10 protein-coding genes and 1 pseudogene are annotated in these 13,286 nt (G+C 63.9%); 3 read left to right on the top strand and 8 right to left on the bottom strand.

Annotation, left to right across the window (positions count from 1 at the left end):
- Positions 1-26 precede the first annotated feature (26 nt).
- Positions 27-524 (bottom strand): hypothetical protein, encoded by a 498-nt coding sequence (locus tag CXY71_RS15975; RefSeq protein WP_104137555.1) that lies wholly within the window; start codon positions 522-524, stop codon positions 27-29.
- A gap of 406 nt (positions 525-930) precedes the next feature.
- Here CXY71_RS15975 and CXY71_RS15970 point away from each other — a divergent pair.
- Positions 931-1,691 (top strand): annotated as a pseudogene (locus CXY71_RS15970) (aldo/keto reductase).
- A 55-nt stretch (positions 1,692-1,746) separates the two neighbouring features.
- Here the strand turns inward: CXY71_RS15970 and CXY71_RS15965 are convergent.
- The 6 genes from CXY71_RS15965 to CXY71_RS15940 all read right to left on the bottom strand — a co-directional run bounded on the left by CXY71_RS15965 (position 1,747) and on the right by CXY71_RS15940 (position 8,547).
- A complete protein-coding gene (locus tag CXY71_RS15965; RefSeq protein ID WP_233204675.1) occupies positions 1,747-3,279 on the bottom strand; it encodes a mannitol dehydrogenase family protein in 1,533 nt (510 codons plus the stop codon).
- On the bottom strand, positions 3,269-4,192 hold the full coding sequence (locus CXY71_RS15960) for an ABC transporter permease (protein ID WP_104137552.1): 924 nt from the start codon (positions 4,190-4,192) through the stop codon (positions 3,269-3,271). The genes CXY71_RS15965 and CXY71_RS15960 overlap by 11 nt, the downstream gene beginning before the upstream one ends.
- The gene (locus CXY71_RS15955) at positions 4,192-5,127 is read right to left on the bottom strand and encodes an ABC transporter permease (RefSeq protein ID WP_233204674.1); all 936 of its coding nucleotides are present in this window, start codon (positions 5,125-5,127) and stop codon (positions 4,192-4,194) included. Before CXY71_RS15955 ends, CXY71_RS15960 begins: the two co-directional genes overlap by 1 nt.
- Positions 5,124-6,248, bottom strand: coding sequence for an ABC transporter ATP-binding protein (locus CXY71_RS15950; protein WP_104137550.1), 1,125 nt, complete (start codon positions 6,246-6,248; stop codon positions 5,124-5,126). Before CXY71_RS15950 ends, CXY71_RS15955 begins: the two co-directional genes overlap by 4 nt.
- A gap of 3 nt (positions 6,249-6,251) precedes the next feature.
- On the bottom strand, positions 6,252-7,478 hold the full coding sequence (locus CXY71_RS15945; RefSeq protein ID WP_104137547.1) for an extracellular solute-binding protein: 1,227 nt from the start codon (positions 7,476-7,478) through the stop codon (positions 6,252-6,254).
- Positions 7,479-7,539: 61 nt separating this feature from the next.
- Entirely contained in the window at positions 7,540-8,547 is a 1,008-nt protein-coding gene (locus tag CXY71_RS15940; RefSeq protein WP_104137900.1) for a LacI family DNA-binding transcriptional regulator, read from the bottom strand.
- Between the two features lie 245 nt (positions 8,548-8,792).
- Between CXY71_RS15940 and uxaC the strand changes: the two genes are divergently transcribed.
- Both uxaC and manD read left to right on the top strand, forming a co-directional pair.
- Positions 8,793-10,271 carry a glucuronate isomerase gene (gene uxaC / locus CXY71_RS15935; RefSeq protein ID WP_104137544.1) on the top strand — a complete coding sequence of 493 codons (1,479 nt, stop codon included), beginning with the start codon at positions 8,793-8,795 and terminating at the stop codon, positions 10,269-10,271.
- Entirely contained in the window at positions 10,268-11,500 is a 1,233-nt protein-coding gene (gene manD / locus CXY71_RS15930; protein ID WP_104137541.1) for a D-mannonate dehydratase ManD, read from the top strand. Before uxaC ends, manD begins: the two co-directional genes overlap by 4 nt.
- Positions 11,501-11,669: 169 nt before the next feature.
- Here the strand turns inward: manD and CXY71_RS15925 are convergent, their stop codons facing one another.
- Positions 11,670-13,217, bottom strand: a complete 1,548-nt coding sequence (locus CXY71_RS15925) for a UxaA family hydrolase (protein WP_104137538.1) — start codon at positions 13,215-13,217, stop codon at positions 11,670-11,672.
- Positions 13,218-13,286 lie beyond the last annotated feature (69 nt).

Here is a 13,286-nt window from a genome sequence, read left to right as displayed (position 1 = left end):
TCGCCCAGAGTGAGCCCGCGCAGAAACTACCCCTCGTGGTTGCCGGCGCCGCCGGCGGCTACCCGGGCGAACCTTCGATGCAACGGCGAATCGCCCTGATCCAGCGTGCGCACGTGTTCGCCGCGTTCGTCGCGCAGTTCGCCGCGTTCGCCGCGAACCAGCACGCTGTGGGAGCGAATCCACGACCGATACTGGTCGGAGCTGAAGTCGTAGCACCCCAGACGGTCGCCGAAATCGAGCCGCGCGCTCGAGTGGGTCTCGGTCAGCAGGTGTTCTCCCTGCGGGTCGCCCGCCCTCGTGGGGCCGGCCACGAGCGGGGCAACGCGCTCCTGCGCCGTGATAGTGGCGTTCTCGAAGCCGATTCCGAGCATCCGTCTCAGCACGCTCATGCCGTGATAGTCATGACACACCGAAACGGATGCCTCTCGTACGGTTCCCAGGATTCCAGACCGGGCGACCGCGATCTGGCTGCTCAGCATCGGCTCCAGGTGATATTGCTCGGCCACTTGGATGAGGGCTCCCATTCGCCGAAGTGGTTCGTCCGCAGCGAGAACTTCGGCCTTCTAAATCCCGCGCCGTTCTTCAGTGAGGAATACGACATCGCGACGGGGAGAGATTGTCGTCTCCCATGCCGCTGTGATCGCCGACGGCCAGGCCGAAGGCGACCGCGCCATCGAGCTGGCGCACTCCGGCTGCCGAGTCTTGCAAGTAGGGGCAGCTGGCTGTGCGCGCTCGGTGCAGGCCTCTCCGGCAGCCCGCGCCGCGGCTCAGGCAGAGGGGCTCACGAGCTGCTTCACCTCGGCGAGCGGCGCCGACCTGTCGCCCGTTGAACGGCTATTCAGTAGTCAAATAGCTCAATGTCTACGATTTCAGTTGTTGGGCGCCAATGTCGTGGGCCGATAAAGTCCGAGTATGAAGACACAGCGCGATATGACTAGTGCAGTTTCGCAGATTGAGCTCAACTCCTCGGTGAGTATCCCGCAGCTGGGTTTCGGTGTGTTTCTCGTCGATCCAGCGGACACGCAACGTGTTGTCGAAGACGCTCTGGCGGTCGGGTACCGCGTGAGGACATCTTCCTGACGACGAAGCTGCGAAACGATCACCATAAGGCGCGCGACGTGGAGGGTGCGTTCTCCCGTAGCCTGGACGCCCTAGAGCTCGACTACCTTGACTTGTACTTGATCCACTGGCCCATGCCGGCCAACGGTTTCTACGTCGAGACCTGGCGTGCCTTCGAGACATTCCTAGCGGATGGTCAGGCGAAGTCGATCGGCGTCAGTAACTTTCTCGTCCCGCACCTGGAGAAGCTGCTCGCCGAGACGGACATTGTGCCCGTGGTGAATCAGGTGGAGTTGCACCCGATCTTCCAACAACGCAAGCTGAGGGAATTCCACGCGAAGCACGGAATCCGCACCGAGGCGTGGGGACCGCTCGGCCAGGGCAAATATGACCTGTTCGGAATGCCGACAATTCAGGCCGCCGCGAAGGCGCATGACGTGCAGCCGGCGCAGGTCGTGCTGCGCTGGCACCTGCAGACTGGCACCATCGTGATCCCGAAGTCAAACTCGCGAGAGCGCATGGCCCAGAATCTCGATGTCTTCGGTTTCGAACTCAACTTGGATGAGATGGCCGTGATCGACGCGCTGGACGAGAATCGTCGTATGGGTGGCAATCCGGCCGAGAATAACTAGGTTGAGTTTAACGGCCGAGTGTGACGTCTCGCGCAGCGTTACACTCGGCCGCGGCTCAGGCCATGCTGCGCACGAGCCGTTGCACTTCACCGAGCTGGTCCACGACGGCAGCATGGAACACAGCAGACGCGCTGACGGCGGGCGGGAAAACCTCGGCCAGGGCGAAGAAGCGGTCCACGAGGGCGGTCGGCTCCGTGACCGCTGCGTCGACGGACCCCGCGGCCTCCCGCAGCAGGTCAGCGAGCGGGTCGTCGAGGGTAGGGCCATCCGCTGCCAGGGTCGACGCGACGAACGAGATCCAGGCGGCTACCGTTAGAGCGAGCCCCTCGGGCGTGTGGCCGGCGACGAGACGGTCGGTGACGGTGCCGAGGATGCGCGTAGGCAGCTTCTGCGAACCGTCCATGCCGACCTGCATTGTGGTGTGCGGCAGATTCGGGTTCGTGAACCGGTCAAGAACGCTGTCGCGGTAATCGTCGAGGTTGAGCCCGAAGGGTACATCCAGGGTCGGCAGGATATCCGCGTCAATCGTGCGGCGCGCTGCCGCCCGGAGCGCCGGGTCGGCGATCGCCTGGGCGATGGTTGCATGCCCCTTGAGGGCTCCGAGGTAGGCGAGTTGGGTATGCGTGGCGTTGAGGATGCGCAGTTTGGCGCGCTCATAGGGGGTTACGTCCGCAGTGAGGATCGCTCCGGCCAACTCCCAGGCAGGTCTCGGCCCGGCGAAGTCGTCTTCGATGACCCATTGGGTGAAGGGCTCGGCCACCACGAGTGCTTCGTCGAGCAGTCCGAGCAGCCCGAGCGCCTCTGCGCGGTCGGCTGGCGTTGTGGCGGGGGCGATGCGGTCGACCATGCTCGAGGGAAAAGAAACGGATGTCCCGAGCCAGGCGAGCAGTTCGTCTCGCCGGACGCTCGGCTTGAGCGCTTCCACCAGCGAGAAGACCAACGTGCGGGTCAAGGCGCCATTGTTCACGAGGTTGTCGCAGGAGAGCACGGTAAACGGTCGGCCACCCGCGCGGAAACGCCGGGTCAGGCCGCGAACGAGCAGCCCGATTGGACTGCCGGAGGCCGGCAGGTCGCCCTCGTCGAGGAGCTCTCGCTCGATCAGGGCCAGGTCCTGTTGCACGATCGGAAGGTTCAGGTCGATACCGTCGCCAGCGCTCAGGTAGCCCTTTTCGGTGATCGTCAGCGTCGCGATATGGGTCGAGGCGCTCGCGAGCGAGGCGGCGACTTTTTCCGAATCTCGCGCCGGCCAGGCCACATCGCGAACCGAACCCACGATGCGAAGCGAGGTTTCGGAGGCCCCCTTCTGCAGCACGCCGTAGAGGCAGTCCTGCGGTTTCAGCTGCTGAACCACGGAATCGGTGCGCCCGGTGACGCCGAGGATTCCCCAGCAAGTGTCACCGGTTGCCGCAGCTGCATCTTCGGTGAATACTGCCTGGTGTGCCCGGTGGAATGCCCCAATTCCGAAGTGCACGATTCCGATCGTGAGCACTTCAGGGTCGACGTGCGGCCCGATGGCTCCCCCCGGGTATCCGCTGGAAATTGTCTCAAGCGATAGTCGGTCAGTCGTACGTATCGTGTCAGTCTTCACGGGAGTCCTTGACTTGGGCCACCAGTTGAGTGGGATTGATGAAACGAAGGGCGATGATCAGAATCAGAAGCATCATCGCGGTGTAAATCACGCCCATCGAGGAGATGAGCTGTCGGGCCTCTCCACCGCCGGCACTCGTCATGGCCCGGTAAATGGCGACGACCAGGGTGTCCGAGCGGGGTCCCGACACCAGAAAAGTGAGGTCGAACATGCCGACCGTTCGAACGAGAACGAGGATGCTCGCGGCGAGGATTCCTGGAATCAGCAGCGGAGCCAGAATCCTGGTGAAAACCCGAAACATGCTGGCCCCGCACATGCGAGCGGCATTTTCGATGGCCGGGTTGATCTGCTCGATGAACGGCGTCATCGTGATGATCACAAACGGCACCGACGGCACGAGGTTCACCAGAATGACGGCGAGCACCGTCCGGCCGAGGCCGAAGTTGTACATCACGGTCGCGAGCGGGATGCCGAAGGTGATCGGCGGAATCAGAATGGGCAACAGAAACAGCAGCATCACGAGCTTTTTACCCGGAAAGTTGCTGCGGGCGAGCACATAGGAGGCCGGCACGCCGATGATCACCGAGATGATGATCACAGAGAAGGCGACCAGAAGCGTCACCCCGATGATATGTGTCAGGTCGAAGCGGGCCCAGGACTCCTGGTACCAGCCCAGGGTAAAGGTCTCCGGCAGCCAGGTGTTGAACCAAGGCTTGCCGAGCGAGTCCACGAGCACACTGAGCACGATGCCAAATAAAAAGATGAAGAACGCGGCGATACCGAACCAGACAAACCAGGTTCCGGGCGAAGCGGCGAGGGATTTCTCGCCGGGCGCCAGCTTGCCTCGGTTGCGGTTCTTGACGATGTTGACCACCTCGGTGGGTGGAGCGGCCGTGAGCTTTGAGTTGGACATCAGCCCTTCCCTCCCGTTGAACCCTTATAAAGGAAGGAGCGGCCCAGGAACACGAACGCGATCACGATGAGCTCCACCACCCCCATCATGATGGCGATCGTGGAGGCCATGCTGTAGTCCAGCTGTTCCGAGAACGCTCGGTAGGCCATCAGCGCTAGCACGCGGGTTTCACCCGAGGCGTCACCGACGAGCCGCGCCGACGGGAACACGCTGAAGGCGAGCACGAACGTGAGAATGAAGGTCGTGGCCAGTCCGGGCGCGAGCAGCGGCAGCGTGATGCGCCGGAAGCGCTGCTTCCAGTTGGCGCCGAGGGTCTTCGCGGCCGCTTCGAGCGAGGGATCGATTCCGGAGAGATACGACGAGATCAGCAGATACGCGAAGGGAAAGCCGGAGATAATCAGTGACAGCATAACGCCCAGGTAATTGTTAACGAGCTGGAGCGGCTGATCGATGATGCCGTTTTCCAGCAAAAACCGGTTGAGCCAGCCCTGACGCCCGGCGAAGATCAGCAGGCCCTGGGCGGTGAGCACGGTGCCCAGCGTGATGGGCAGCACGAGCAGGGTCTGCAGCATCCGCTTGCCGCGGAATTTACTGCGGAGCTTGAACGCGATCGGAATAGACACGAGCACGTTGAACAGCGCGGCGGGGAGGGCGAGCCGCAGCGTTATCCAGACAGAGTCAAAGATGAACGCGTCCTTGAAGAACGCCACATAGTTGGCAAAGAATCCGCCGCCCCACTGCTCTTGGGTGGCCGCGAGTGGCTGAAAGGTGAGCCCGATGCCGTAGGCGAAGGGGTACACGAACAGCAGCAGCGCGAACACGATGGCCGGCACGAGCAACAGTAGTTTCGTGTCGACTCCGCGTTCGGCCAGCCGGTGCTTGAGGCTGGCCGAACCGCGCGCGCGGGAGCCCGTATGGGTGGCTGATGTCATCATCGCACCGCCGAGAGTTCCCGGGGCGCGGCGACTCCGTCGAGGCTCGAGCGGTAGACGAGGGCACGGGAGGGATCGACGGCGAGCCGCACGGTAGAGCCGGGGAGGAGCGCCGTGTAGGCGTGTACGTACAGGTTTTGGCCTTCGGTGGTCGTGACTTCGACCGCAAATTCGCGCCCCTGGTACTCAACGACGTTCACGGTGGCCTGTATGGCGTCCCGACCGGATGGCGTGTCGGGCCCGGTAACGACAAGATCGGAGGGACGGATGGCTACGCGAACGGTGTCCCCGACGGCCGCCGTTTGGGCCAGGGTCGCCATGATCGATATGCCACGCCCTGTTACCCGGGCGAGGTCTCCCACGACCGATTCGACCTCGAGGTCGACAATGTTGCGGTAACCCATGAAGTCGGCAACGTGCCAGTTGGTGGGATTGTTGTGCAGCTGCTCGGGCGTGCCGATCTGTTGCACGCGGCCCTCGCGCAGCACCACGAGCCGGTCGGCGAGGGAAAGGGCTTCTTCCTGATCGTGGGTAACGTAGATTGTGGTGAGCCCGAGGGACTGGTGCAGGCGACGGATCTCGGTGCGCATCTCCAGACGAAGCTTTGCATCGAGATTGGAGAGCGGCTCGTCCATCAGCACGAGGCGTGGTTCGAGCACGACGGCGCGAGCGATGGCGACGCGTTGCTGCTGGCCGCCCGACAACTGGCCCGGCCGCTTTTTCGCCTGATCTTGCAGCTTCACGAGGGCGAGGCCGTCGGCGACTCGCCGGGTGACCTCCGCTTTGGGTAGGTTGCGCATTTGCAGACCGAACGCGATGTTCTTCTCCACGGACAGGTGGGGGAAGAGCGCATAGTTCTGAAAGACCATTCCGAAGTCGCGCTTTTCGGAGGGCAGCACGTCGATCCGCTTGCCATCGATCAGGATCTCACCGTGGGTGAGCGGGAGAAGGCCAGCGAGGCAGTTGAGTGCGGTGGACTTGCCGCATCCCGACGGTCCGAGCAGGGCGATGAATTCGCCCGCCCGAACCCTGAGATTTAGGTCGACCAACGCATTCTGGCCGCCGAAGCTGCGACCGACGTTCTTCAATTCGAGGGTGTCAAATGTATTGGTCGACCGTGTCATGAGCTACTTCGCCTCAAATTTTCCCGAGCCGACTTCGCGGTCCCAGATGTCAAATGCCTGCACGAGGGCGCCAGGCTCGAGCGGAGCTGCTTTGGGCATCTCCTCGATCAGGTCGTCGTACCAATCGCGGCCGAACTCGGCAATGACGTCCTGGCTGGCTTGGGGCGCCTTGTCGATCGTTGCGCCCTCGATGGCCGGACCGGGGTAGAAATAGCCAGTGTCGTACGCCATGGCGTTGGTCTCCGGGGTGAGGATGTCCTGCAGAAGCAGCAGGATGGCTGACATTTTGTCAGCGGTCTGGCCCTGGGGAACCACGGCGTAGTGGGCATCCGTTACCCAGGTGAAGTCGTCGAACGGGGCAGCTTCAATGCTCGCGGGCATCTTGGCCGTGGCGCGGGGTTCGATGTCCCAGCCGGTCGTGGTGGGAATCATTGCCCAGGTTCCGTCGGCCATGTTAGTAATGACCTGACCGGTGCCGGTGGGGTAGTTGTTGATGGTGAGGCCGAGTTCCTTCAGGTAAGCCCAGGTCTTGTCCCAGCCGTTCACGGGATCGGTCGGGTCGGAGTCGCCGAGGATGTACGGCAGGCCCTGCAGAAAGGTTCGGCCGGGTCCGGAGTTAGCCGGACGCGCATAACCGAACTTGCCGGGGTTGGCCTCCGCCCAGGCGAGTACCTCTTCCGGGGTGGTTGGAACGTCAGTTACTACGGCGGGGTCGTACTGCAGCAGCGGGCCGGAAGGGTAGTAGGTCGTGACGACGCCGAAGCCCTCTGCGAGCTTTTGCATGTTAGCGGCGGGCTCGATGTAGTCGTCCTGATTTGATAGCCGGCCGCCGTAATCGGTGACGAGCGGAATCCACAGGTTCTGGCCGATTCCGGCGGAAAGGCCGTCGGTTCCGGTCATCACGAGGTCGATCGAGAGACTTCCGCTGTCGACCTGGGGCTTGATCGACCCGACGAGGTCGGGCGCGCCGGCGCTCTCCCAGGTGACGGAAGAGATAACGTCAGGGTTCGCAGCCACGAAGGCGTCGACCATGGGTCCGGTGAGCTTCTGGTTGCCGGCCACGTCGAGGATGTTCAGGGTGACCGGGGCGGACGGCTTGTCGGGCACATCGGAGGCGTTGGTCGCTGGAGTGGCCGGTGCGGTGCCGGAATTCGGTGCGGTACACCCCGTGAGAACGAGGGCTGCCACGGCGACTGCCGCTGTGACATAAGTGCGGGTGAAAGCTCTCATTTCGATTTTTTCCTTCTGTTCTGACCAAACGGCTGTGTCTGGAAGCTGTGGGGACCGCTGATTAAGCGGATGCTGCGCGGCTGGCGGGTAAAACGCCCGTGGACTGCCGCACGACGAGTTCCACCGGGATCTCGAGGTTGGGGCGTGGCTCCTTGCGCCGGCCCAGCACTGTGTCGAGCAGAGCATCGACGCTCGCACGGCCCATCTGGATGCGGGGAAAGTCCACCGTCGTGAGGTTGGGCCAGACGAGGGTGGACATCGGCACGTTGTCGAAGCCGGTCACGCTGATGTCGGTCGGCACGGTGATGCCGCGGTGGCGCAGCCGGTCGACGAGCCCGGCAGCGACGAGGTCGTTGAAGGCCACGATAGCCGTGGCGCCGCTCGCGAGTGCAAGGTCCGCCGCCTGGGTTCCTCCGGAGAACACCGGCGGAAAACTGCCGAGTTCGATCAGTTCAACATCGTTGGACTGTTCGGCGAAGTCGCGCAGGGCCGTGTCGCGTTCCCGGTTTGACCACGAGGTGATCGGGCCGGCCGCGTAGGCGATCGTGCGGTGACCGAGCGCCACCAGGTGCCGCATCACTGCTCGGGCGCCGCCGCCATTGTCGAATGTGATCGACGGGACGCCGGCCAGGGTGCGGTTGACGAGCACGAGTGAGCTGTCCTCGGCGACGCGGCCGACGGCTTCGTCGGAGCCGCGGGGGGAGCAGAGAATGACGCCGTCGACCTGCTTGGTCAGGCCGCGCACGACCTCGTCTTCGAGGAGCGGATCTTCGTCGGTGTCGGCGATGAACACTGCGTAGCCAGCGGCGCGGGCACGGGCCTGCACTCCCTTGCAAATTGATCCGAAAAATGGGTTTTCGAGGTCGGGTACGACGAGGCCGATGCTGCCGGTGCGGCCGGTGACGAGTCCCCGGGCAGCGCGGTTAGGCCGGTAGCCCATGGTTCGGGCCGTCTCCTGCACGTGCACGCGGGTGGCCTCGGCAACCTGCTCCGGGTTGGCCAGCGCCCGGGAGACCGTGGAAATCGATACTCCGGTGGCGCGGGCCACATCGCGAATGGTCACGACCATGCTCACCACCACCCTGTGTAATGGTCCGAGCGTTTGCGGACCGTGGCTACAGTCTGCAAACGTTTGCAGCGTTTCGTCAAGTCTCAGTTTTATAACGAGAGAAAGTTTGCATTATTGGCGACCATGACCGTTCCGTTACTCCTACTTACGTGCATATAGTGGTCTCAACGGACCCGGCAATGACGCGTTCATCGGGCTCGACCGACTGCAACAACACTCATTTTGTTTCAACGAGGAGGCAGAAAATGGCCAAGACGCCATGGAAACTTCACCCTGACCGGGCGCTCCCGGCCGAACCGACCCAGCGCTCGATCGCCCGTGAGCTCTACCAGAGCGTCGCCGCACTGCCGATCGTCTCGATGCACGGGCACATTGATGCCGGGGCCATCCGGCGCAACGATGCCTTCGGCGACCCGGCCGAACTGTTCATCATTCCAGACCACTACCTCGTGCGAATGCTCGTGTCCCAGGGCTACCGTCAACAAGATCTCGGCGTTCGGCCCCTGAACGGCGACGCGTACGAGACCGACCACCGCCTCGTCTGGCGGCGCTTCTGCTCCATGTGGAAGCTGTTTCGGGGAACCCCCACCCGGTACTGGATGGAACACGAGCTGGTAGAGGTCTTCGGCATTGCCGAAGAACCCTCCGCAGCCACGGCTGATGCGATTTACGACCAGCTGTCAGCCGCACTGGCCGCGCCGTCGTGGCGCATCCGCTCACTCTTTGATCGTTTCAATATCGAGATTCTCAGCACGACGGATGCGCCGGATTCCGACCTGGCCGACCATGCAGCGCTCGCCGCAGACGGCTGGGGCGAGCGCGTCGTTCCCACCTTCCGGCCCGACGGAATTTTTTACCCCGATCGCGCAGCATGGCGGGCCTCCGTGCGCGCGCTCGCCGCCCGCAACGGCACCGAGATCACGGACTACGCGAGTTTCCTGGTGGCCGTGCAGGAACGACGGCTCGCATTCGTGGCGGCCGGCGCCCGGGCCACCGACCATGGCCACCTCTCCGCCGATACCACCCCACTTTCCGCAGCGGATGCCCAGCGCATCTTTGACCAGGCGCTCGCCGGGCCGGTCGATGCGGCCACCGGCGCGGCCTTCGCAGCCAACATGCTGTTCGAGAGCGCTCGCATGTCGGTCGAAGACGGGCTCGTCATGCAGCTGCACCCGGGAGTGCAGCGCAACCATTCCGACCAGATCTTTGCCGCCTTCGGACCGGACAACGGGTTCGACATTCCTCGCCAGGTGGATTACACCCGCGGGCTGCAGCCGCTGCTCAACGCCTTCGGTCTTGACCCGCGGTTTCGCATCATCCTGTTCACGACCGACGAGAACGTGTATTCGCGGGAACTTGCCCCGATCGCGGGGGCCTACCCCTCGGTGCGGCTCGGTGCACCCTGGTGGTTCCTCGATTCGCCTGGAGGCATGGCGAGGTTCCGTGAGCTCGTCACCGAGACCGCTGGCTTTTACAACACGAGCGGTTTCGTCGACGACACCCGTGCGTTCGCGTCGATTCCGGCCAGACACGACCTCGCCCGACGCATCGACGCCGGCTACCTCTCCAAGCTCGTGGCCGAACACCGACTCACCCTGGACGAGGCGACGGAGACAGCCATCGACCTCGCCTACACCCTGCCGCTGGCGGCATACGCGCGGCGCGACGACGCATCCGCTGGCATCGCACCAGTCTCTATAACACCAGAAGGAGCCGCACTATGAGCGTCATTAAACATGCAGAAGTTTTCGTTACGAGCCCCGGCCGGAACTTCGTCACTCTGAAGATCACCACGTCGGACGGCGTGACGGGCCTCGGCGATGCGACTCTCAACGGGCGTGAGCTTTCAGTGGTCGTCTACCTGCAGGAGCACATCGTGCCGTTGCTGATCGGCCGCGACCCGCAGGCGATCGAAGACACCTGGCAGTACCTGTACCGCGGGGCATATTGGCGTCGCGGTCCCGTCACGATGGCGGCGATCGCAGCGGTGGACGTTGCCCTTTGGGATATCAAGGGCAAGGTTACCGGCCAGCCGGTGTATCAACTGCTCGGTGGGGCCTCCCGCACGGGGGCCCTCGCCTACGGGCACGCGTCCGGATCGGACCTGCCGTCGCTGTTCAACTCCATTCAGAACCACCTCGACCAGGGGTTCAAGGCCATCCGCGTGCAAACGGGCGTGCCCGGCCTCGGCCAGGTCTACGGTGTGGCCACGAACCAGAAGCCCGGCGAGCGCTACGACTACGAACCAGCCAAGCGCACTTCGGTTCCTACCGAGGAGCAGTGGGACAGCCGCGCGTACCTCCGGCACATCCCGACGATCTTCGCGGCCGTGCGCGAGGAATTCGGCTATGACCTGCCGCTGCTGCATGACGGCCATCACCGGCTTACGCCGAACGAGGCTGCCATCCTCGGTAAATCGCTCGAGCCCTACGACTTGTTCTGGCTCGAGGACTGCACCCCCGGCGAAAACCAGGAGAGCCTGCGCCGGGTGCGCGCGCAGACGACGACGCCACTGGCCATCGGCGAGGTCTTCAACACGGTTTTCGACTATCAGACCCTGATCACCGAGCAGCTCATCGATTACGTGCGCAGTGCCGTCACCCACACCGGCGGCATCAGCGCGCTCAAAAAGATCATCGACTTCGCGGCGATCTACCAGATCAAGTCTGGTTTCCACGGACCAACCGATATCTCGCCGGTCGGCCAGGCAGCCGCCCTGCACCTCGACCTCGCCATTCACAACTTCGGCATCCAGGAGTATATGAAGCACTCCGAAGACACCCTGTCGGTGTTTCAGACGAGCTACACCTTTAAGGACGGCCTGCTGCACCCGGGCAACAACCCCGGCCTCGGTGTCGAGTACGACGAGGCGCTCGCCGCTACCTTCGACTACACGCCCGCGTACCTGCCGGTGAACCGGCTGCAGCGCGACGGGACCATGCACGACTGGTAAACCAGAGGAATCCGCTCGCCGAGTGTCGGCGGACCGGTCCGCCGGCCCCGGCGTGTAACTCCTGCAGATTCCGGGGCAGACCACAAGTCGGCCCCGGAATCACGCGGCAGTCCGGCTCGGCCGTCTCGATTTGCAGGAGTTATGCGCGGAGAACTTGCGGCCGGGGTGCTCAGGTGACGGTGCCGAACTGCCAGGGGATGAACTCCTCCTGGCCAACGCCGAGCTCTTCGCTCACGGTCTGTTCGCCCGATGCCACTCGAATGATGAGGGCGAAGATCTCTGCCCCGACTTCGGCGAGGGTGGCCGTGCCGTCGACGATGCGGCCCGCGTTGAGGTCCATGTCATCGGGCATCCGGTTGAAAGTCTCCGAGTTGGTGGCGAGCTTGATCGACGGCGTGGGCTTGGAGCCGAACACCGAGCCGCGACCGGTGGTGAAGCACACGACAGTTGCGCCGCCGGCGATGATGCCGGTCACCGACACCGGATCGTAGCCGGGGGTGTCCATGAAGACGAGACCGCGTTCGGTGATGCGCTCGGCGTACTCATATACTGCGGAGAGGTTCGCTTGCCCGGCCTTCGCGACGGCGCCGAGTGACTTTTCCAGAATGGTGGTCAGCCCGCCGGCCTTGTTGCCGGGGGACGGGTTGTTATCGAGGCTACCGCCGCCCTGCCGCGCGTAGCCCTGCCACCACTCGATGCGGTCGAGCAGTCGTTGCCCGACCGCGGGCGAGACTGCGCGGCTGGTGAGCAAATGCTCAGCGCCGAACACCTCCGGTGTTTCTGCCAGAACGGATGTCGCCCCATACGCCACGAGCAAGTCCGACGCCACACCCAGGGCCGGGTTCGCGGTGATGCCGGAGAAGCCGTCGGAGCCGCCGCAGTTCAGGCCCAGCACGAGTTCGGATACCGGAACCGGAACCCTCGAGCGCGCGTTGAGCTCGGGCAGCATGGCGCGGATGCGGGCGATGCCCTCCTTGACGGTAGCGCGCACGCCGCCCTCGCCCTGGATGTTCATGGAAGACACGAGGGTGTCGCTCGGCAAATCGTAGCCCTGCACGAGCGACTCGACCGGGACCATTTCGCAGCCAAGGCCCACGACGAGCAGGCCGCCGAAGTTGGGGTGCGCCGCGTAGCCGCGGAGGGTGCGCAGCAGAACCTGGCCACCTTCGCTGGTGGGGACCAGGCCGCATCCACTCTGGTGCGTGAGAGCCATCACGCCGTCGACGTTCTCGAACTCGTCGAGGGCGAAGCCGCGAAAGGCCTCGGCGATGAGGTTGGCGGCCGTGGCCGAGCAGTTCACCGAGGTGAGAATGCCCACATAGTTGCGGGTGCCCACTCGACCGTCGGCGCGCGGGTAGCCGAGAAACGTGGGCATGGGCTCGCTCGGTACCGCGAGGTCGGTGCGACTGGTGCCGAACTCGTGGGTGCGCCCGGTGTCGTCCATGCCGAGGTTCTGGCTGTGCACGTGCTCGCCGGCGGCGATCGCCGCGGTCGCGCGACCGATGGACTGCCCATATTTGTGTACCTGTGCGCCCGTGGCGATGGCGACGAGGGCGAACTTGTGGCTGCGCGGGATATCGGCTGGGAGGGTTAGTTCCGCGCCTCCCATGCCGAGATCAATCAGGGTGCCGGCGGGTAGCGAACGCAGCGCGACGGCCACCTCATCCCGGTCGTTCAAGTGCAGGGCAACGTCGCGGAGCAAGACTCTGGTGGGCATCTGGCGGGATCCTTGTGGCTGTTATAGGATAAATGTAAACGATTTCATTCCCTATTCTCATTCTTTCCG

Origin of the sequence: Cryobacterium sp. Y62, from assembly GCF_002929785.1 — a bacterium.
Taxonomy (GTDB): domain Bacteria; phylum Actinomycetota; class Actinomycetes; order Actinomycetales; family Microbacteriaceae; genus Cryobacterium.
The sequence above is the reverse complement of the archived record's forward strand: the minus strand, read 5'-3'. Positions and strand labels throughout refer to the sequence as shown.